Source organism: Georgenia sp. Z1491 (genome assembly GCF_057652395.1).
The window spans coordinates 2770927-2791413 of the sequence record NZ_CM172729.1; the positions used below are offsets into that span (position 1 = coordinate 2770927).

The window sequence follows — 20487 nt, forward strand, 5'->3', positions numbered from 1 at the left end:
GCGGTCGTGGGCCGCGCACCCGGCGCGCCACCCGCTCACACGTCGAGCAGCGCGTCCAGCCCCCGGGTCAGCCCCGGCCGGCCGCCGATCTGCCGCGCGGCCAGCAGCACGCCGGGCATGAAGCTCGCCCGGTCGAACGAGTCGGTACGGATCGTCAGCTGCTCACCGGGGTTCCCCAGGAGGACCTCCTCGTGCGCGATGAGGCCCCGCAGCCGCACGGCGTGCACGTGCACGCCGTCGACGTTCGCGCCGCGCGCCCCGTCGGGGTCGGTCTCGGTGGCATCCGGGGAGTCCGCGAGCCCCGCCTCCCTGCGCGCCGCCGCGATCCCGCGCGCGGTGCTCAGTGCCGTCCCCGACGGCGCGTCGACCTTGTCGGGGTGGTGCAGCTCGACGACCTCGACGGACTCGAAGTACGCAGCGGCCTGCCGGGCGAAGGACATCGCCAGCACGGCGGACAGTGCGAAGTTCGGGGCGACGAGGACGCCCAGCGGCTCCTCCCCCGCGTCCGCACGCCGCTCGTTGACCTCGCTCACGTAGGTCTCGAGCTCGGCCAACGCCTCGTCGGTCCACCCGGTGGTCCCGACGACGGCGCTCGCTCCTGCGTCGAGGATCGCCCGGACGTTGTCCCGGCTCGCGCTCGGCACGGCGAACTCCACGGCGACCGAGGCGCCCGCCTCGCGCACGCCGGCCGCGACGTCGTCGCCGGCGTCCAGCTCGGCCACGAGCTCGAGGTCCTCCGCGGCGCGCACGGCGCCGACCACCTGCTGTCCCATGCGGCCCGCCGCCCCGACGACCGCCACCCGGATCGATTCACTCATGCGCGCCACGATACGAGTCGCGCGGTCATCGAGGGCAGGTTGCTCATGCCGCGGTGACGAACCAGTCCTCGTTGATCGTGAGGTTCGCGGCGCGGAAGAGCCCGAGCGCCGGGCAGCGCCGGCTCGAGGCGTCCTTGAGCTCCTCGACCTGTGCCTCGGTCGCGGAGGTCGTGAGCCGCACGGTGACGTCGAGAACCTGGATGTTCGGGGGCACGTCGGCGGTGCCGAGGAACCCGCGGGTGCCGAGGTGACCGTCGACGTCGATCTCGAGGGACTCGAAGGCGATCCCCAACTCGCCGGCCACGACCTCGACGACGACGGCGAGGCAGCCGGCCGTGCCGCCGACGAACAGGTCCATCGGCGACGGCGCGAGGTCCGTGCCACCGATCGCCTCGGGCTCGCCCGTGGCGTACTCGAAGTGCCGCGACGTGAGGTCGGTGTGCACGTTGCCGCGCCAGATGCCGCGGGCCGCGGGCACGGACTCGTGGCTCGCGGGGATCGTGGGGATCGTGGGGGCCTGGGCGTCGATCGTCGTGGTCATGCTGTCTCCTCGAAGCATCTCTCCCGGGCCGGTCGGCCTGGATGACCACCACGATCGCGAGGCCGGGCGGGACCCCGCCCGGCTGCTCCGGAACGTCCCACGATCTGGACGAGGGTGGGCCGGTGGAGCGAGCGCGGGCGTGAGGTCTGGCCGGGGCCGGCGCCGGGGCGCTAGCCGAGGAGCCCGTCCGCGGCATCGGGGGCGACCGGTCCCACGACCGTGGCCGCACGGTCGCCGGCGGCGATGAAGGCGGCCATGTCCGCCACGTCCCTCGCGGTCACGGCGTCGATGAGCTCGATGGTCGCGTCGATGGAGGTGAGTTCGCCGCGCACGATCTCGGCGTTGCCCAGGCGGGACATGCGCGCCCCGCTGTCCTCGAGCCCGAGCACGATCCCTCCGCGCAGCTGGCCCTTGGCACGCGCGAGCTCGGCCTCGGCGGGGCCGTCACCCGCGAGGTCGGCGAGCGTCCCGGCCAGCAGCCTGGCCACCTCGGGGACGGCGTCGGGCGCGCAGCCCGCGTACAGGCCCGCGTAGCCGGCCTCGGCGTACGAGGTCGACCACGCGTACGTGCTGTAGGCCAGGCCGCGGCGCTCGCGCACCTCCTGGAACAGGCGCGAGCTCATGCCGCCGCCGAGGATCGTCGTCGCGAGCGCCAGGGCCCACCGGCGCGGGTCGCCCGCGCGCAGGGCGGGTGCACCGATGACGACGTGCGCCTGCTCGGTGGCTCGCACGACCGTGACGGCACGCGGCTGCCCGGTCGGCTCCGACCCGGCCCGTTCCGACCCGGCATCGGACGTCACGGGCCGGCCGCGCGTCGGGTCGTGCGCGCTGCGTCGCGGCGCGGGCGCGGCCGACGCGTCGAGCTCCCAGCCGCCACGCCCGAGCAGCTCGGTGAGCCGCTCGCACAGCTCGTCGTGGTCGAGCGACCCGGCGGCCGTGAGCACGAGCTCGTCGCTGCGGTAGTAGGAGCGGTAGTGCTCGGCGACGACGTCCCGGGGCAGCGCTCGCACCGACTCCGGTGTGCCGCCGACGGGGCGGCCCAGCGGGTGCCCGCCGAGGACCGCGGTGGCGAACCGCTCGTGGGCGACGTCCTGCGCGTCGTCCTCGGCGGCCGCGAGCTCGTCGAGGATGACGCCGCGCTCGTTCTCGAGCTCGTCGGCGTCGAGCGTGGCCGAGGTGATCATGTCGGTGATGACGTCGAGCGCGAGGGGTGCGTCGTCGTCGAGGACGCGCGCGTGGTAGCAGGTGGACTCCTGGCCGGTCGCCGCGTTGGACTCCCCGCCGACGGCGTCGAACGCCTCGGCGATGTCCAGCGCGCTGCGCCGCGCGGTCCCCTTGAACAGCAGGTGCTCCAGCACGTGCGTGGAGCCGAGGTGCCCGCCGGTCTCGTCCCTCGCCCCGACGGCGATCCACGCACCGAGCGCCACCGAGCGCTGGCCGGGGACCTGCTCGGTGAGGACGCGCACGCCGCCGGGCAGGACGGAGCGCCGGGCGAGCGTGCCGCCGGCCTCCCAGCTCAGTTCGGTGCCCGGTGAGCCGGCCGGGGCGACGACGAGCGGCCGGGTCCCGCCGTCGCGTCCGCCGTCGACGCCGGATCCGCGGTCGGTCGTGGGCGCGGGGCCGGACGAGCGGTGGTCGGGGCGGGCGCCGGGCGTGCCGTCGGTGGTGATGCGGGGGTCGTGGGGCATCGATCAATCGTAGGCCGCGGCGCCGGCGCCCGGTCCCCCGTCGACGGAGCCGGGCCCTCCCGCCCGGTCCACGCACGACGACGGGGGCCGGGCCCTGAGGGGCCCGACCCCCGTCGGTGGTCGTGTCACGCGGTGCCGGTGGCCGACGCGCTCACTCGTGAAGCAGAACCGCGCTCACTCGCCAGGCAGAATCCCGCTCACTCGCGAAGCAGAATCCCGCTCACTCGTGAGACAGAATCCCGCTCACTCGTCGGAGTCGGCGGCCGAGCTGCGGGTCCGCGTGCGCGGGCGACGCTCGCGCGGCGCACGCTCCCGGCGGGCCGGCTTCTCGTCGGCGTCGGCGTCGGCCTCGGGCGTGGAGCCCTCGGCGCCGGCGGCCGGGCCGGACTCGTCGCCCTCGACCACGGCGTGCAGCGAGAGCTTGCCGCGCGGGTCGATCTCGGCGAGCTCGACCTGCACCTTGGCGCCCACCTGGAGGACCTCCTCGACGGAGTCGATCCGGCGGCCGCCGACGAGACGCTTGACCTGCGAGATGTGCAGCAGGCCGTCCTTGCCCGGCGTGAGCGAGACGAACGCGCCGAACGACGTGGTCTTGACGACCGTGCCGACGAACCGCTCGCCGACCTCCGGCATCTGCGGGTTGGCGATCGAGTTGATGGCCTGGCGCGCCGCCTCGGCGGACGGGCCGTCGACCGCACCGATGAACACGGTGCCGTCGTCCTCGATCGAGATGTCCGCGCCGGTGTCCTCCTGGATCTGGTTGATCATCTTGCCCTTGGGGCCGATGACCTCGCCGATCTTGTCGACCGGGACCTGGACGGTGATGATGCGCGGCGCCGTCGGGGCCATCTCGTCGGGGGCGTCGATCGCCTCGTTCATCACGTCGAGAATGAACAGCCGGGCGTCGCGGGCCTGGGTCAGCGCACCGGTGAGCACGGAGGCCGGGAGGCCGTCGAGCTTGGTGTCGAGCTGGATGGCGGTGACGATCTCGCGCGTGCCGGCGACCTTGAAGTCCATGTCGCCCTGCGCGTCCTCGGCGCCGAGGATGTCGGTGAGCGCCGCGTAGCGGGTCTCGCCGTCGACCTCGTCGGACATCAGGCCCATGGCGATGCCGGCCACGGGGGCGCGCAGCGGCACGCCCGCGTTGAGCATCGCGAGGGTCGACGCGCAGACGGAGCCCATCGACGTCGAGCCGTTGGAGCCGAGCGCCTCGGAGACCTGACGGATCGCGTAGGGGAACTCGGTGCGGCTCGGCAGGACCGGCACGAGCGCACGCTCGGCGAGCGCCCCGTGGCCGATCTCGCGGCGCTTCGGCGAGCCGACGCGCCCCGTCTCGCCCGTGGAGTAGGGCGGGAAGTTGTAGTGGTGCATGTAGCGCTTCTTGGTGACGGGCGACAGCGAGTCGATCTGCTGCTCCATCTTCAGCATGTTGAGCGTGGTGACCCCGAGGATCTGGGTCTCGCCACGCTCGAACAGCGCCGAGCCGTGGACGCGCGGCAGGACCTCGACCTCGGCCGAGATCGTGCGGATGTCCTTGAGCCCGCGGCCGTCCATGCGGATGCCCTCGGTGAGGACGCGCTTGCGCACGACCTCCTTCGTCACGGTGCGGTACGCGGCGGAGAGCTCCTTCTCGCGGCCCTCGAACTGCTCGCCGAGCGCCTCGAGCATCGCGGTCTTGATCTCGTCCTGGCGCGTCTCGCGGTCCTGCTTGCCGGGGATCGTGATGGCCTGCTGGACGTCGGCGAGGACGTGGCCCTCGACGGCGGTGAGCGCGTCGTCGGCGTAGTCCGGGAACAGCGGGAAGTCGCCGGTCGGCTTCGCGGTCGTGGCCGCGAGCTCGGACTGGGCGTCGCACAGGGCGCCGATGAAGGTCTTCGCGGCCTCCAGGCCCTGGGAGACGACCTCCTCGGTCGGCTTGGTGGCGCCCGCGGCGATGAGCTCGAAGACGTTGTCGGAGGCCTCGGCCTCGACCATCATGACGGCGATGTCGGCGCCGCCCTTGGTCTCGACCCGGCGGCCGGCGACCACCATCGAGAAGACGGAGCGCTCGAGCTCCGAGTAGCGCGGGAACGCGACCCACTGGTCCTCGACGAGGGCGACGCGCACCGAGCCGATCGGACCCGAGAAGGGCAGGCCCGCGATCTGGGTGGACATCGACGCGGCGTTCATGGCCACGACGTCGTAGGCGTCGTCCGGGTGGACGGAGAAGATGGTGCCGACGACCTGGATCTCGTTGCGCAGGCCCTTGACGAACGAGGGGCGCAGCGGCCGGTCGATGAGGCGGCAGGCGAGGATCGCGTCGGTCGAGGGGCGCCCCTCGCGGCGGAAGAACGCGCCGGGGATCTTGCCGGCGGCGTACTGGCGCTCCTCGATGTCGACGGTGAGCGGGAAGAAGTCGAAGTGGTCCTTGGGGTGCTTGCCGGCCGTCGTGGCGGACAGCACCATCGTCTCCTCGTCGAGGTAGGCGACGGCGGAGCCGGCGGCCTGGCGGGCCAGGCGTCCGGTCTCGAAGCGGACGGTACGGGTGCCGAAGCGGCCGTTGTCGATGACGGCCTCGGCCGCGGTGATCTCGGGTCCCTCCATGAGGGCCTCCTTGTCGGTCGTGCCGCGCCCGCCCCCGACGGTCATCGATCGAGGCCCACGGACGCTGCATCTCGCGCTTCCGGAGGCCACTACCGAGGACCGGACGAACGGCCTGGTGCGGCGGTGTGCTGCGGTGGATTCAGTTGTGTCGCGCTCTGTGTCGACGCCGTGCGTCGCAGAGCGGCCCCGGACCCCTGACGGGTCCGGGGCCGATGACGTCAGCGGCGCAGGCCGAGACGTGCGATGAGGGAGCGGTACCGCTCGATGTCCTCGGCGGCGAGGTACGCGAGCAGTCGCTTGCGCTGGCCGATGAGGAGCATGAGCCCACGACGCGAGTGGTGGTCGTGCTTGTGGCCCTTGAAGTGCTCGGTGAGGTCCTTGATCCGGCGCGAGAGCATCGCGACCTGGACCTCGGGGGAACCGGTGTCGCCCTCATGGGTCGCGTACTCGGCGATGATCTGCTGCTTGACGTCCTTCGAGAGGGCCATGTGTCTCCAGTTCGGTTCGTTGCACGGAGCTCCGGGGCATGTTCTCCCGGGCATGACGCGTCCGTGGCCGGCTTGACGGCAACGACCAGCCTACCAAGGCGGGGCGCCGGAGCCGGGTCGCAGGGCGTGACGCCGCACACCGCCGCGCGCCGTCACCCGCGCAGCAGCCCGCGCTCCCGGGCTCGGGCGACGGCGGCGGTCCGGCTGTCGACCCCGAGCTTGTCGTAGACGTGCGCGAGGTGGGACTTGACCGTGGCGCGGGACAGGAACAGGGCGCCGGCGATCTGGTCGTTGGACTCGCCGCGGGCGAGCCGGTCGAGCACCTCGAGCTCGCGGGGCGTGAGCGCCGTGCCGGGCGAGCGCATGCGCCCGACGAGCCGGGACTGCACCGAAGGGTCCAGGACCGTGCGGCCCTGGGCGGCGGCGCGCACGCCGGCCACGAGCTCCTCGGTGGGGGCGTCCTTGAGGAGGTAGCCGAGGGCGCCGGCGTCGAGCGCGGCGAGGATGTCCGACTCCGTGTCGTAGGTGGTGACCACGAGCACGGGTGGGCCGCCCGACTCGTGGACCCGGCGCGTGACCGCGGCGCCGTCGGGCCGCCCCGCGCCGAGCTGGAGATCCATGAGGACGACGTCGACGTGCTCCCCCGTCGCGAGCAGCGCGAGCAGGGCCTCGCCGTCGCCGACGTCGGCGACGACGTCGAGGTCCGGCTCGGCGTCGAGCACCGCGCGCAGGCCGGCGCGCACCACGGGGTGGTCGTCGACGAGGACGACGCGCAGGGTCGCCGCGTTCACAGCGGCACCACCGCGCCCACGGCCGTGCCGGACGACGGGGCCGACTCGACCGTCAACGTCCCGCCGACGGCGCGCAGCCGCTCGTGCATGCCGTCGAGCCCGGTCCCCCGGCCGCGCGGAGCGGCGGCGGGTCCGGCGTCGGGGACTGCGGCGGGGTCGGGGTCGGCTTCGGGGTCCACGTCCGACGTGGCCTCCCCGAGCGCTCCACCGTGCCGACCGTCGCGCAGACCGTCGCGCACCCCACCACGCACTCGTGCCGGGTCGAACCCGGTGCCGTCGTCGACGACGTCGAGCGCGACGGCCTCGCCGAGGTAGCTGAGCGTGACGTGGGCCGAGGAGGCGCCGGCGTGCTCGACGGCGTTCGCGAGCGCCTGCTGCGCCACCCGCCACAGGGCCTGCTCGACGGCGCCGGGCAGGGCCCGCTCGTCGCCGGTGACCGTGACGTCGACCCGGACGCCGCCGGCACGGGTGGTCTGCTCGGCGAGCCGGGCGACGGCGTCGTGCAGGCCCGTGCCGACCAGAGGCGAGGGCAGGTCGCGGACGAAGGCTCGGGCCTCGGCGAGGTTGTCCCGCGCGGCCGTGCGCGCGGTGTCGACCAGGTCCCGCGCCTTCGCGGTCTCCCCTGCGGCGAGCGCGCCGTCGGCGGCGCGCAGGACGAGCTCGACGGAGGCCAGGCCCTGGGCGAGGCTGTCGTGGATCTCGCGGGCCAGGCGCTGCCGCTCGGCGGCGACGACGGAGGCGCGCTCCCGCTCGGCCAGGACCTGCCGGGCGGCGACGAGGTCCTCGAGGAGCTCTCGGCGCTGGTCGGCCTCGGCGAGGACGGTGCGCACGCCGAGGACGACGCCGACGCACACCGCGGCGCCGAGCACCGGGCCGAGCACCGCCCCGACGCCCAGACCGTCGCGGCCGGCGCCGGCCACCACCGTGACGGCCGTGGTGACCGCGACCGCGACGACCCCGGCGAGAGTGGGCAGGACGTGCAGCTGGAGCAGGAAGACGGGGAAGGCGAGCCAGATCCCTTCGGTGCCCGCGAACCCGGCGGTGAGGGCGAGGCCGGTGAGGACGGCGACCCAGGCGACGGCGGCGCGCGGACGCACCGGTCGGGCGCCGGCCCGCTCGTGCACGACCGGACCGAGCGCGAGCCGTCCGACCACGTGCACGACGCCGAAGGCCAGGCCGTAGGGGGCGGCCTGCTCGCCGCGCCACACGACGAGCGCGGCCAGCACCAGGGCGAGGGCGTCGAGCCCGAGCTGCATGGCGCGGGCGGCACGTCGGCCGGGCGGCGCGGCAGGCGGCGCTGCGGGCAGGAGGGTCACCGCACCACAGTACGGACGCGGCCGCCGGGACGGATCGGCCAAAAGGTTGAGCGAGGCCTGCACCTCGCGGCGCCGACACCCGTCCCCTCCGGCCGATGTGTGCGCAGCGCTGCGGCGCGAGCCTGGAGCCTCGTCCGACCCGAGGAGCTTCCACCATGTTCGTCGCCTGGCGCGACCTGCGCTTCGCCTCCGGCCGCTTCGCCCTCATGACGGGCGTCGTCGTCCTCATCACCTTCCTCGTCACGTTCCTGTCGGCGCTGACGTCGGGGCTCGCCCGCGAGTCGACGTCGGCGATCGCGGACCTGCCCGCCGACCACCTGGCGTTCGGCTCCGAGGAGGAGCCGAGCTTCACGTCCTCCCAGGTCGACGCCGCGCAGTGGGAGACCCTCGCCGAGGCCGACGGCGTGGCGCAGACGGCGCCGCTCGGAGTCGCCACGACGCGGTCGTCGGTCGACGGCAGCACCGCGAGCGTCACCGTCCTGGGCGCCGAGCCGGGCTCGTTCGCCGTGCCGGACGGCGTCGACCTCGCGGACGGGTCGGTCTGGCTCTCCCCCGGTGCCGCCGAGGAGCTGGACGCCGGGGCGGGTGACACGCTGGCCGTCGCCGGTCAGGACCTCGACGTCGCGGGCGTCGCGGACACCGCCGCCAGCTTCTCCCACACGCCCGTGGTGTGGACGACGCTGGCCGACTGGCAGGCGGTCGGCTCCCCGGCGTCGACGGGCGGCGCAGGCGCGGGCGGCGGGGACCTCGTGGCCACCGTCGTCGCCCTGGAGACCGCGTCCGGCGCCGACCTCGCCGGTATCGACGCCGAGCTGGGGACCACCACCGTCTCCCGCGGCGACTCGCTGCAGGCGATCGGCTCCTACGCCTCGGAAAACGGCTCGCTGATGCTCATGCAGGGCTTCCTGTACGCGATCTCGGCGCTCGTGGTGGGCTCGTTCTTCACCGTCTGGACGATCAGCCGCTCCGACGACGTCGCCGTGCTCAAGGCCCTCGGCGCGTCGACCGGCTACCTCCTGCGCGACGCGCTCGGCCAGGCCGCCGTGCTCCTGCTCGCCGGGACCGTGCTCGGCTCCGGGCTCGCGACGCTCACCGCGTGGGCCATCTCCGACGTCATGCCGGTGGCCCTGGGGTGGACGACGACCGTGGTGCCCGTCCTCATCCTGGTGGTCCTCGGCCTGCTCGGCGCCGGGCTGTCGCTGCGCCGCATCGCGGCCGTCGACCCGCACGCGGCGCTCAACGCGTCCTGACCCGCCGCCCGGACCACACCGGCCCCCTCGCCGATACGCCCGCGACCGAAAGGTGCACGCCATGACCACCACCGGACTTCTCCTCGACCACGTCACGCTCTCCTACCCCGACGGCGACGGCCGGCTCACCGCCGTCGACGACGTCTCGCTGGTCGTCGCGCCGGGGACGACGACGGCGCTGCTGGGGCCGTCCGGGTCGGGGAAGTCGAGCCTGCTGGCGATCGCCGCCACGCTCACGCTCCCCGACTCCGGGCTCGTACAGGTGGGTCCGGCCGTGGTGACGGGCGCCGGCGCGACGCTCGGCGAGCCCGAGCGCGCCGAGCTGCGCCGCAGAAGCATCGGCATCGTCTTCCAGCAGCCGAAGCTGCTGCCGAGCCTGACCGCGCACGAGCAGCTCGTGGTGACCGCGCACATGCTGGGTGGGTCGCTGCCCGACGCGAGGGAGCGTGCGGCCGAGATGCTCGCGCGCGTCGGCCTGGAGCGGGAGCTGGGCCGCAGGCCGCACCAGCTCTCGGGCGGACAGCGTCAGCGGGTGAACATCGCGCGGGCGCTCGTCGGCGACCCGGCGGTGCTGCTCGTCGACGAGCCGACCTCGGCGCTCGACCACGAGCGGGGCACGCAGATCGTCGACCTCCTCACGGAGCTGACCCGGACCACCGGCGCCGCCACCCTGCTGGTGAGCCACGACGAGTCCACGCTCGGCAGCGTCGACGCCACCGTGCACATCGCCGACGGCCGCCTGGTCGAGCCGGCCCGCGCGGTGGCCTGAGGCGGCCGACGGGCCGCGTCCCTCAGGTGGCCGTGACGGCGTCGGGCGCGAGCTCGGGCGGGACCGGGACACCGAGGATGCCGGCCGCGTCCTCGACGTCGGCCCGCATCTGCGCCATGAGGGGTTCCATGCCGTCGAACGTGACCATGGGTCGCAGGTGCGCGACGAACTCGACGACGACCTCCTCGTCGTACAGGTCGAGGTCGGTGCGACCGAGCACGTGGGCCTCGACGGTGCGCTCGGTGCCCTGGAACGTGGGGTTGGTACCGACGGAGATCGCGGCCGGCAGCCGGGTGGCGCCGGTGTCCGCGGCACCCGGTGTGTCGAACGGTCCCGGCAGCAGCCAGCCGGCGTAGACGCCGTCGGCGGGGACCACGCCGAGGTCGTCGGGGGCGAGGTTGGCGGTCGGGTACCCGAGCGCGCGGCCGCGGCGGAACCCGCGCACGACGACGCCGCGCAGCCGGTGCGGCCTCCCGAGGATGCGGGCGGCCTGGTGGACGTCGCCGGCGGCCAGGGACTGCCGGATCCACGTGGACGACCACCGTCGGCCCGTGAGGTCGCAGGCGACCTCGGCGACGAGGACGAGCTCGATGCCCAGGCGGTCGCACAGGTCGTGCAGGACGTCGGCGTCGCCGGCGTTGTCGCGGCCGAAGCGGACGTCCTCCCCCACCACGAGGCAGGCGACCTCCAGGTCGCGCCGCAGGTAGTCCGAGACGAACTCCTCCGGGGTCGCGGACGCGAACTCCAGGTCGTAGTGCTGCACGAGGACCCCGTCGAGGCCGAGGGCGGAGAGCCGCTCGATGCGGTCGGCGGCGTTGGCGACGAGGACGAGATCGTCCTCGGGTCGGTGCACCTGGGCCGGGTGCGGGTCGAAGGTCAGCGCGACGGCCGGGAGGGAACGCTTCGCGGCCTCCTCGACGGTCGCCGCCAGCAGGGCACGGTGGCCGCGGTGGACGCCGTCGAAGACGCCGACCGTGAGGACGATCGGGCCGAGGTCGCGGGGGATCTCCTCGGAGTCGTGCCAGACCTGCACCGTTCGCCCTTCGTGTGCGCGCCCCGTCGCCGGGGACGACGCGTCGCGCCGCAGGGTCACTGTAGTTCGGGTGCAGCGCGGACCTCTCGGTCGGGAGGCGGCGAGGGCTCGGCCGTGGTGTCGCCGCCGGCCGGAGACGCATCGGGCCGACGGGCAACGGCCGAAGAGGCATCGCCCGGAGGGGCAACGGCCGAAGAGGCGTCGGCCGGAGGGCTGTCCGCCGACGCCGCGACCGGCACGCGGACGCGGCGTGGATGACCCGAGCTGCCGCCCGCGACCTGCCAGCGCCAGGCGGGCTCGGAGGGGGCGTCCCGGTGTGCGGGCTCGGAGGACTCGGCGACCTCCAAGAGGTCGGCCGCCTCGACCGGCACGCCGGCGCCTGCCGGGTCGACCGGCGCGTCGGTGCCTGCCGGGTCGACCGGCACGCCGGTGCCTGCCGTGCCGGCCCGTCCGTCGACCTCTTCGGTCCCGACGCCCCCGACCGGCTCCTCCGCGAGCGCCTCGCGCACGACCCGTCGGGGGTCGTAGCGCCGCACGGCGTCGCGCCACTCGTCGACGCTGAGCGGGACGCCGAGCTCGTTCTCTGTCCGGGTGCGCGTGGCCTCGACGGCGTCGCGCAGGCCGCGCACGACCTCGCCGAGCCTGGCCGCGTAGCCGGGGAGCCGTGACGGGCCGATGACCAGGCTCGCGACGACGAGCACCACGACGAGCTTCTCGAGGCTGAGGCCGCCGGTCATGCGTCACCTCCGGTGATCGTGGACCGCTGCCGGTCCGTGGCGAGCGCCTGCCTGGCGACGTGCCGGTCGTGGAGGAGGGCGACGAGGTAGGCGGCCCCGAACAGGGCGGCCATGGGGACGGCGACCAGGGCCATCGACAACAGGTCGGCGGCCGGCGTGACGAGGGCGCTGAACACGACGATGACGACCACGAGCAGCCGCCACGTGCGCGCGAGGAGCCGCGCGGGCAGGATGCCGAGGAGGTTGAGCACGACGACGCCCACCGGCACGGTGAACGCGACCCCGGTCGTGAGCACCACCTTGAGCACGAAGCTCACGTAGCCCGAGGCGTCCAGCAGCGTGAGGTCCTCGGTCGACGAGAGCTCGACGAGCACCTGCACCATGTGGGGGAACAGCAGCAGGCCGCCGGCGCACCCCGCGAGGAACAGCGGAAGGGCGGCGCCGAGCGAGGCGAGGACGTACCTGCGCTCTCGCCGCGTGAGGCCGGGCAGAAGGAAGGCGAGCGTCTCGAAGATCCAGACCGGCGCGGAGAGCACGAGACCGACGACGATCGCGAGCCGGACCTTGAGGTCGAACGCCCCGGTCAGGCTGGAGTAGTTGAGCGCGGTCACGCGGGTCTCGGTGAGCTCGACGAGCGGGGCCCGCACGAGGTCGAGGACCGGGTCGGCGAGGAGGAAACCGGCGCTCGTGCCGACCGTGAGGGCCGCCACCGAGCGGAACATCCGGGCACGTGCCTCGCGCGCGTGGCCCGCGAGCGGCATCCGACCGTTCGTCGCCGCGTCGACGGCGCTCACGGCTGGACGGCGCCATCGGCTGCCCCGTCGCCGGACGTCTCCTCGTTCCCCACCTCCTTCTTGAGGATGCGCACGGACTGGCCGACGCTACGGGCGAGCGCCGGCAGCTTCGAGGCGCCGAAGAGCAGGAGGATCGTGGCGAGGATGATGAGGGCGTGCCAGCCCGTGAGGTTGCGGAGCATGTCGGGGTCTCGCTTTCACGTGGTCGGGTCGGTGGGGCGGTGAGGTCGGGCCGGAACGCGTCGGACCGGTGGGGGCGGGGCTCGTCGGACCGGTCGAGCCGGAACGTGTCGGACCGGGGGGACGGGGCTGGTCGGACAGGCGCGTGCAGCGACGAGGACGCGTCAGGACCGGTCGGTCGACGCCTCACCGGCCGGTGGTTCACCCGGCGTACCGCCTGGAGGAGTACCGCCAGGCCCGCCGTCGCCCGTCCCGTCGGGCATGGTCGCGCCGTCGGGCATGGTCCCGCCGTCGGGCATGTCTCCGCCGGGACCGCCCTCGCCGCCGCCGGTCGGCTCCGTCGTGGTGTCCACCCGCGCGACGAGGGCGGCGATGTAGCCGGTCTCGAGGTCCCCGGAGATCGTGGGCATCTGCAGCTCCTCGGCGTCGTCCCCGAAGATGCCGTCGGTCGCGAGGGTGATCCCCGCGAGGTTCTGCGCCGAGCCCGCGTAGGCGTCGAGGGCGTAGATGTCGCCGAGGATCGCCTCGGGGACGGCGATCTGCGAGGTGGCGATCGCGTGGGCCGCGTCGGTGATCGAGTCGACGTCGGGGTAGACCTCGAAGTGGATGTGCGGCCAGCGCCCGGCGTAGCAGCCGGGGACGATCGACGTGAAGGTGACCTCGCCGTCGGCGTTCGCGACCTGGACGCCGCGCAGCCAGGTGTCGTCCTCGACGCCGGAGGAGTACATCGAGTACTCGCCGAGGCCGTTGCAGTGCCAGGCGTAGACGGCGGCGCCCTCGAAGGGCACGTCGTCGTTCACCATGTCGGTGACGCGGATGGTGAAGGCGAGCGGGACGCCGTCGACCGGGTCGGTCTCGCCGATGTTGGAGCGGATGTCCGAGCGGACGATGCCGGCCTCCTCGAGGACGTCGGGGCCGTTGGAGCCGTCGCCCGGGTACGGGCCGGCGGTCTCGTCGGGGATCTCGGCGGACGGCAGGCCGGTCGTCGTGCCCGTGGAGCTCGCGCCGTCGGTCGCGCTTCCCGCCGCGCCGGCCGAGCCGGTCTCGCCCGTGCCCGACGTCGACGAGCCGGACGGTGAGCACGCCGCAAGGAGCGTGGCACCCGCTCCGGCGCCCACCAGCGTGAGGACGTGCCGGCGGCTGAGCAGGGTGCCGACGTCGAAGCCCACCCCCTGGTCGACGACCTCGTCGTCGGGGCGGACGAGGAGCCTGCCCTCGTAGGCGGGCCCGTCGGGCGTGGGGATGGGTTCGGGAGCGCCGGTGGCCATGGTCGATCTCCTTCTCGAGGCGGGGACCGCGGTCGGCCCCGGTGTGAGGCACACGTTCCAGGACCACGCTGGGAGCACGCTCGCGGCGGTCTGCCGAGTTCCTGGACGTTCGCTGGCCACCGGTGGGGAGTTGTCTGGGCGTTACCTGGGAGGGCCGGCTCGGCTCGTTCGGCCGTGTCGTCCGACCGCGCCAGGCGCGCCCGGTGGCGCGCGCCGATAGCGTGGACACATGCGCGTCACCCATCTCGGCCACGCCTGTCTGCTCGTCGAGTCCGCGGGACGCCGGGTGCTCGTCGATCCCGGCACCCTGTCCCCCGCCTTCGACGACGTCACGGACCTCGATGCCGTGCTGGTCACCCACGTCCACCGCGACCACCTCGACGTCGATCGCGTCCCCGCCCTGCTCGCCGCCAATCCGCGCGCGGTCCTGCACGCGGACCCGGCGTCCACCGAGGCGTTGCGGCGGACCGGTCTGAGCGCCGCGAGCCCGCTCGAGCCGGGTGGCGAGCTGGCGATCGGTGACCTGCGGGTGCGCGTGGTGGGCGAGCTGCACGCCCACGCCTTCGACTCGGTGGAGCGGGTGCCGAACGCGGGGCTCGTCATGTCCGCCGACGGCGAGCCCACGCTCTTCCATCCCGGAGACGCGCTCGATGCGGAGCCGGGCGCGGTGGACGTCCTCGCGCACCCGCTGTCCGCGCCGTGGGCGGCGTCCCGGGACGGTGTCGAGTTCGTCGGGCGCATCCGGCCGCGGGCGGTGGTGCCGATCCACGACGCGCTGCTCAGCGACGCGGGGCGCGGGCTGTACGGGGCGCACGTCCGGCAGCTCACCGACCTGCCGGACCTGGAGTACGTGGACCTGGGTCCCGGCGAGTCGAGCGAGCTGTGAGCGGGCCGGGGACGGGGGCGGGCATGGGCACCGTCGACCCGGCGTCGTGGCACGCGGTCCCTACCCCGGCCGAGCTGCTCGACGCCGTGCGCGACGCGGCGGCACAGATCTGCGACTACCTCCTCGGGGTCTCGGGCGCGGCGGCGGAGCGCGAGCTCAAGCGCGACGCGCACGACATCGTCACCGTCCACGACCGCCGCAGCGAGGAGATCGCGATCGAGGTGCTGCGCCGGCATGTGCCCGACGCGCGGATCCTCGGCGAGGAGGGAGGTCTCGACGTCGTCGGGGGCGGTCCGGTCCCGCCCCGGTACCCGACGCCGCCGGGCGTGGTGACGTTCGTCGTCGACCCGATCGACGGCACGTCGAACTTCGCGGCGGGCGTCCCGGTCTACTGCACGTCGATCGCGGCGCAGGTGGGGGACGAGACGGTCGCCGCCGTGGTGCGGATCCCCGAGCTCGGGCTCGAGGTCTTCGCCAGCGACGAGGACTGCCACGTCCAGGCTCATCCGCTCGACGGGAGCCCGACGACGTCGCGACCCGAGCGCGCGCCCGGGCCGGTCGAGAGGTCGGACATCGAGTGCGTCGTGTCGTCGGGGTATCCGGGGGTGAGCGACCTGGCGCACCCGGCGACGGCCGCGCACCACGCCCAGCTGCTCACCACGGTGACGGCGCTGCGGTCGCTCGGCGCGGGGGCCGCCGAACTCGCGCTCGTCGCCGCGGGACGCCTGGACGCGACCTTCGGCCTGCGGACGACCCCGTGGGACGTGTCCGCGGGCGCTCACCTCGTGCGGGCGGCGGGCGGCGTCGTCGATCATCTCGAGCTCGACGGCGACGCCGACGCCCCGGAGATCCACCGGCCCGGATACCTGGCGGTCGGCCCGGGCCGATCGATGCCGGGGCTCGCGGCGATCCTCGACCAGATCGGGGCTGAGCGGGTCGCGGCGGCTCGCACCACGGGGACGCACGGGCCCCCCTGATCGGTGGACGGGAGGCGGCGCATGCTGCCTGGTGCTTCACGGTCAGCAGCGCGCCCTGCCTATGGCTCGGGGGCGGGCTCGTCCCCACCCGGCGGCGGCTCGCCGAGTCGTCGGACCCGCGCCGCGACGCGTTCCCCCAGCTGTTCGTGCTGCTCCTTGGTCATCGACGGTGGCATCGGTCGGATCCGATAGGGGAACGGCGATCTCGGCACGCTGTACCGGTGGCCGGTGGGGGTCCAGACGTCGAGCCGGTCCCCGTCGGCGCGGAGCCGGTGCCGCCAGCCGGGATTCTGCTTCGCGTAGTTGTGCGCCGCGCACAGCCCGGAACCGTTGCGGAAGCTCGTGGCTCCACCCTCGGCGTGGGGCACCGCGTGGTCGACGTGCTCGGCCGGTGCGTCGCAGTAGGGCTCGGTGCACCCGTCGTCGCGCATGAGGACGAGCCGGCGGAGCTGGCCGCCGAACGTGCGTCGCTGCGACTCCATGCTCACCACACCACCGGTGGCCGGGTCGGTCCAGAGACGTCGGAACCAGACCCTGGCGGACTCGCGGACCTCGTCCCGGGCGACCTGCGCGGACAGCGGCCCCTGGCCGGGCAGCCACGCGGGCTCGTCCCCACCTGCGAGCGTCCGATCGGTCATGACGATCGTGAGGTCGACGTCCCGCGGCTCGCTCGCGGAGGCGCCCGTGACGTGCTCGACGAGAAGGTCCGCCGCCACCTGCGCAGCGCTCCGCTCCTCCGCCCCGCCGGCGTTGACGATCGTGGCCGCCTGGGTGTGCAGCGAGGCGTGGACCCGGACGGCCTCGATCATCGGCAGGTACGCGGTGAGGTAGGCCATCGAGCCGTCGGCCGGCCGCACGCTCACGCGGCGGCTGTTCCGCTCCCGTCGGTGCCGGAGCTGCGCGGCCTGGTCGTCCAGCTCGTGCGCCTTCTTGCGGGCGTGGTTCTGCACCTGCTTGTCGCCCCAGGTCGGCAGGTCGTCCGCCAGCGCCGCGTCGACACGTCGCCGGTCCTCGACGGACAGGCCGGCCGTCTCACGGGCGAGGATGGTCGCGCGCCACTCGGAGACGAGCCCCTGGCTCATGAGCGCGAGCGTGCACGGCAGCTCGTGGACGAGAGCCTGCGCAAGTCCGAGGTGGCGTGATCCGCGGCCCACCGTCTCCCTGCGGGCGAGGGCCACCTCGGCGGCCAGCCCCTTGCCCCGCTCCTCGAACGGGACGCCACGCTTCACCTCCGCCTCCCCGCGCACCCGGGCGAGCTCCGCCGCCGCGAGAGCCTGCCCGGCCGCGCTCGCCGCCTTGACCTGCTCGAGGAGCTGAATGTGGTCCACCGCCTCGCGCTCGGTCGCGAACGAGGGCCGCACGAGCGCAGAGAGCAGGTCCGGCAGGTCCGGCAGGTCGGGCAGGTCGGACAGGTCTGGGACGTCAGGCAGGTCCGGCAGGCCCGATACATCTGTGCGGCCAGTCGGGGCATCGGCGCTCTGGCCCGGGCCCATGTCCGACTCGTTCGCCTCGTCCGATCCGGCCACCAGGGCCTCGGGGCTCTCCGGGACCGGCGCGGCCAGCAGCTCATCAAGTTCACGGGAGGACGCTCGATGGTCCTCCCCGCCGCGAGGCGGGACGTCCGGCACCGACTCTCCGCCAGCGGCGGGGTGACCGGCCCCGTGCGTGCCCAGATCGTTCAGCGTCATCGTCGACACCTCCCCCGAGGTCCTCAGGCCGTCCCGCGCCTCGTGCGGCGGGCCGGTGCAGCGACCGAACGACGTTCGATCTGCACCCAGGCTACGAGGGACCACTGACATCGACAGGCCCACCGGACGCACCTGTGGACGGCCATGACCTGGGCGGACATGTGGAAACGTCGTGGCACCGAACGACGTCGTGCAGAGGCATGCCATCGAGGCACGACGGGCAGTCGTGGTGCCGAAGGTCGACCACCACCGACTCGCGGCTCCCGGCGCGGACAGACGTCAGATCACGGTCGCAAGATCCGACTCGAGCGCCGTCGCCCGACGCAGCAGAGCGCGCATGACGACGATCAGCAGCGCCACTCCGACGCCGAGAACGACGAGACACAGCAGCGCCAGGGCGATCGCAGGGCTGCCCTGACCGAGGACGACGGTCAGGTAGACGAAGACCCCGGTGACAAGGACGGTGGCCGTCACGACGGACCCGATGACGGCGTCGACCCAGCGAGAGGCCGAGCCCGCGAAGATCTCGTCCGACCGGACGAGGTCGAGCAGCCGCCAGACGGCCACGAGCGCCACCTGCACGCAGGCGACCACCGCGATCCACACGACGAGCATCGGGACGCGCAGGAAGGCGACGTCCGGGGCCAGACGGACGAACTCGGTTGCCATGGCCGGCAGGATCCAGACCTGCGCAGCGACGCTTCCAAGTCCGACTACGACCAGTACCGCCTTCAGTCCGCCCACGATCCCGGCGCCCATCACCGCACCCCCGAGCCCACGACAACCTATCGACTACCGATACCTGCAGCGTAGGCGTCAACCTATCGATCGTCAATCGATCGGTTCGCCAGTCCTCGTCGGATCAGGCCGGGTCGAGCACGAGGACCGGCCGCGCCCTGCCTCGCTCGTCGGCCAGAAGTGCCACGAGGTGGCCGGCCGGGGCGAAGGCCGCGACGACGGATGCGCCCGGCGCCTCCGCGTCGGCGTCCGTGGCGACGCCTCCCGTCGATGCGACCGCCGACTCGGCCGAATCGTCGGTCTTGCCGCCGCTCGGTCCGATGCGCTGCCCGTAGCGCACGGCGGTCGTCTCGGCCTCGGTGAGCTCGCGCACGCGGAAGAGGCGGCGCGCGAGCGTGCCGGCCGGCAGCGTCGTGAGCACACCTGCACCGGGCTCCTCCGGCGTCGGTCGCGCCGCGAGCCGCTCCCCGGGCCCGGACCGGTCACCTGCGCCGTCGCCCGCACCGTCGCCCGACTCCTCACCCGGCGCCTCCTCGATCTCCTCGGCGATCGCGTCCGCCATCGCCTGAAGGGTCGCGCCCTCGTCGACGTCGAACGGACCCACCGCCGTGCGCCGCAGTGCGGTGAGGTGCCCGCCCGTGCCGAGCTCGGCACCGAGGTCCCGCGCGATCGCCCGCACGTACGTGCCGGACGAGCAGCGGACGCGCACGTCGACGTCGACCACCGACGTCCCCTCCCCCGGTTCCCCGGGCGGCACGACGGCGGCGCGCGGCTCGCCCACGACGTCGAGCTCGTGGACGGTCACCTCGCGCGCGGCGAGCTCGACCTCCTCGCCGTCCCGCACGCGGGCGTAGGCCCGCTTCCCGTCGACCTTGATGGCAGAGACCGCGGACGGGACCTGGGAGATCACCCCGGTCAGCCGACCGAGCGCCTCGGTCAGACGTTCCTGTACGACGTCGAAGCTCGCCCCGGGAGCGTCGGCGGCCTGCCCCTCGGCGTCGTCGGTGGTCGTCGCGACGCCGAGCCGGACCGTCGCCACGTAGGTCTTGTCCGCGCCGACCACGTAGGTGAGCAGGCGGGTCGCGCGCCCGACGCCGAGGACGAGCAGCCCGGTCGCCATCGGGTCCAGCGTGCCGGCATGCCCGACCTTGCGGGTCGCGGCCATGCGTCGCACCCGCGCGACGACGTCGTGGCTCGTCAGTCCCTGCGGCTTGTCGACGAGCAGCACGCCGTCCGCGGCCGGGGCACGGCCGCGCGGGATCCTCACGCGCGGCCGGATGCGTCGCGGGGCGCGTCGTCGGCCTCGGCGGCCGCGTCGAACGGATCCGTCGCCGCGTCACCGGTGTCCGGCGCACGGTAGAGGTCCTCGTCGCCGTCGATCTCCCCGACGACCTCCAGGTCGTCGTCGCCGGCAGCCGTCGGAGCGTCGGCGTCCACGTCGCGGGGCTCTTCGTCGTCGGGTACGGCGTCGGTCTCGCCGTCGAGAACCTCGCGGGGCGCCTTGTACGGGTCGGCGTCGCCGGCGTAGGTGGCTCCCGCGGCGGCCGCGGCGATCTGCTCGTCGCGCAGCCTGGCCTCGGCGAGGCGGTCGGCCAGGTCCTGGGCGGTGCTCGGCAGGGCGTCGAGGACGAACTCCAGCGTCGGCGTGAGCCGCACGCCCGTCTGCTTGCCGACCTCGGAGCGGAGGATGCCCGTCGCCGACCTCAGCGCGGCGGCGGTCCCCGCCCGGTCCTCGTCGGAGCCGTAGACCGTGTAGAAGACGGTGGCGTGCTGGAGGTCGCCCGTCACCCGGACGTCGGTGACCGTGACGAACCCGAGGCGCGGGTCCTTGATCCGCGTGTCGAGCATGCGGGCGACGATCTGCTGGATGCGCTCGGCGAGCCGGCGCGCGCGGCCGGAGTCGGCCATGGGGACCTCCACGGGTGGATGGTGCTGCGGTGCG

20 protein-coding genes are annotated in these 20487 nt (G+C 74.1%); 4 read left to right on the forward strand and 16 right to left on the reverse strand.

Going from position 1 to position 20487, the window contains the following annotated elements:
- Positions 1 to 35 precede the first annotated feature (35 nt).
- The 7 genes from dapB to AC24HA_RS12800 form a co-directional block, all read right to left on the reverse strand.
- Entirely contained in the window at positions 36 to 818 is a 783-nt protein-coding gene (gene dapB / locus AC24HA_RS12770; RefSeq protein WP_425708750.1) for a 4-hydroxy-tetrahydrodipicolinate reductase, read from the reverse strand.
- A gap of 43 nt (positions 819 to 861) precedes the next feature.
- Positions 862 to 1359, reverse strand: a complete 498-nt coding sequence (locus AC24HA_RS12775; protein ID WP_425708751.1) for an OsmC family protein — start codon at positions 1357 to 1359, stop codon at positions 862 to 864.
- A 170-nt stretch (positions 1360 to 1529) separates the two neighbouring features.
- The gene (locus AC24HA_RS12780) at positions 1530 to 3047 is read right to left on the reverse strand and encodes a M16 family metallopeptidase (protein WP_425708752.1); all 1518 of its coding nucleotides are present in this window, start codon (positions 3045 to 3047) and stop codon (positions 1530 to 1532) included.
- Between the two features lie 243 nt (positions 3048 to 3290).
- On the reverse strand, positions 3291 to 5630 hold the full coding sequence (locus AC24HA_RS12785; RefSeq protein ID WP_425708753.1) for a polyribonucleotide nucleotidyltransferase: 2340 nt from the start codon (positions 5628 to 5630) through the stop codon (positions 3291 to 3293).
- 218 nt (positions 5631 to 5848) lie between these two features.
- Positions 5849 to 6118: a 30S ribosomal protein S15 gene (rpsO, locus tag AC24HA_RS12790; protein ID WP_425708754.1), complete on the reverse strand. Its 270-nt coding sequence runs from the start codon at positions 6116 to 6118 to the stop codon at positions 5849 to 5851.
- 152 nt (positions 6119 to 6270) lie between these two features.
- Positions 6271 to 6909, reverse strand: coding sequence for a response regulator (locus AC24HA_RS12795; protein ID WP_425708755.1), 639 nt, complete (start codon positions 6907 to 6909; stop codon positions 6271 to 6273).
- Positions 6906 to 8225, reverse strand: a complete 1320-nt coding sequence (locus AC24HA_RS12800) for a sensor histidine kinase (RefSeq protein WP_425708756.1) — start codon at positions 8223 to 8225, stop codon at positions 6906 to 6908. Before AC24HA_RS12800 ends, AC24HA_RS12795 begins: the two co-directional genes overlap by 4 nt.
- Positions 8226 to 8380: 155 nt before the next feature.
- On the opposite strand from AC24HA_RS12800, the gene AC24HA_RS12805 reads away from it, so the two are divergent.
- Both AC24HA_RS12805 and AC24HA_RS12810 read left to right on the forward strand, forming a co-directional pair.
- A complete protein-coding gene (locus AC24HA_RS12805) occupies positions 8381 to 9475 on the forward strand; it encodes an ABC transporter permease (protein ID WP_425708757.1) in 1095 nt (364 codons plus the stop codon).
- A gap of 61 nt (positions 9476 to 9536) precedes the next feature.
- Positions 9537 to 10244: an ABC transporter ATP-binding protein gene (locus AC24HA_RS12810; RefSeq protein WP_425708758.1), complete on the forward strand. Its 708-nt coding sequence runs from the start codon at positions 9537 to 9539 to the stop codon at positions 10242 to 10244.
- Positions 10245 to 10266: 22 nt separating this feature from the next.
- Here AC24HA_RS12810 and AC24HA_RS12815 read toward each other — a convergent pair whose 3' ends face one another.
- The 5 genes from AC24HA_RS12815 to AC24HA_RS12835 all read right to left on the reverse strand — a co-directional run bounded on the left by AC24HA_RS12815 (position 10267) and on the right by AC24HA_RS12835 (position 14256).
- Positions 10267 to 11277, reverse strand: coding sequence for a bifunctional riboflavin kinase/FAD synthetase (locus AC24HA_RS12815; RefSeq protein ID WP_425708759.1), 1011 nt, complete (start codon positions 11275 to 11277; stop codon positions 10267 to 10269).
- A gap of 56 nt (positions 11278 to 11333) precedes the next feature.
- Positions 11334 to 12014: a twin-arginine translocase TatA/TatE family subunit gene (locus tag AC24HA_RS12820; protein WP_425708760.1), complete on the reverse strand. Its 681-nt coding sequence runs from the start codon at positions 12012 to 12014 to the stop codon at positions 11334 to 11336.
- A complete protein-coding gene (gene tatC, locus AC24HA_RS12825) occupies positions 12011 to 12808 on the reverse strand; it encodes a twin-arginine translocase subunit TatC (RefSeq protein ID WP_425708761.1) in 798 nt (265 codons plus the stop codon). The genes AC24HA_RS12820 and tatC overlap by 4 nt, the downstream gene beginning before the upstream one ends.
- The gene (tatA, locus tag AC24HA_RS12830) at positions 12805 to 12990 is read right to left on the reverse strand and encodes a twin-arginine translocase TatA/TatE family subunit (protein WP_425708762.1); all 186 of its coding nucleotides are present in this window, start codon (positions 12988 to 12990) and stop codon (positions 12805 to 12807) included. Before tatA ends, tatC begins: the two co-directional genes overlap by 4 nt.
- 162 nt (positions 12991 to 13152) lie before the next feature.
- Positions 13153 to 14256, reverse strand: coding sequence for a dioxygenase family protein (locus AC24HA_RS12835; protein WP_425708763.1), 1104 nt, complete (start codon positions 14254 to 14256; stop codon positions 13153 to 13155).
- Between the two features lie 229 nt (positions 14257 to 14485).
- On the opposite strand from AC24HA_RS12835, the gene AC24HA_RS12840 reads away from it, so the two are divergent.
- The gene (locus AC24HA_RS12840) at positions 14486 to 15142 is read left to right on the forward strand and encodes an MBL fold metallo-hydrolase (RefSeq protein WP_425708764.1); all 657 of its coding nucleotides are present in this window, start codon (positions 14486 to 14488) and stop codon (positions 15140 to 15142) included.
- A gap of 23 nt (positions 15143 to 15165) precedes the next feature.
- Positions 15166 to 16119, forward strand: coding sequence for an inositol monophosphatase family protein (locus AC24HA_RS12845; RefSeq protein WP_425708765.1), 954 nt, complete (start codon positions 15166 to 15168; stop codon positions 16117 to 16119).
- A 59-nt stretch (positions 16120 to 16178) separates the two neighbouring features.
- Here the strand turns inward: AC24HA_RS12845 and AC24HA_RS12850 are convergent, their stop codons facing one another.
- The 4 genes from AC24HA_RS12850 to rbfA all read right to left on the reverse strand — a co-directional run bounded on the left by AC24HA_RS12850 (position 16179) and on the right by rbfA (position 20465).
- Positions 16179 to 17807, reverse strand: coding sequence for an HNH endonuclease signature motif containing protein (locus AC24HA_RS12850; protein ID WP_425708766.1), 1629 nt, complete (start codon positions 17805 to 17807; stop codon positions 16179 to 16181).
- A gap of 279 nt (positions 17808 to 18086) precedes the next feature.
- Positions 18087 to 18476 carry a DUF2975 domain-containing protein gene (locus AC24HA_RS12855; protein WP_425708767.1) on the reverse strand — a complete coding sequence of 130 codons (390 nt, stop codon included), beginning with the start codon at positions 18474 to 18476 and terminating at the stop codon, positions 18087 to 18089.
- 193 nt (positions 18477 to 18669) lie between these two features.
- Positions 18670 to 19812, reverse strand: coding sequence for a tRNA pseudouridine(55) synthase TruB (gene truB, locus AC24HA_RS12860; RefSeq protein ID WP_425708768.1), 1143 nt, complete (start codon positions 19810 to 19812; stop codon positions 18670 to 18672).
- On the reverse strand, positions 19809 to 20465 hold the full coding sequence (gene rbfA / locus AC24HA_RS12865; RefSeq protein WP_425708769.1) for a 30S ribosome-binding factor RbfA: 657 nt from the start codon (positions 20463 to 20465) through the stop codon (positions 19809 to 19811). The genes truB and rbfA overlap by 4 nt, the downstream gene beginning before the upstream one ends.
- Between the last annotated feature and the right edge of the window lie 22 nt (positions 20466 to 20487).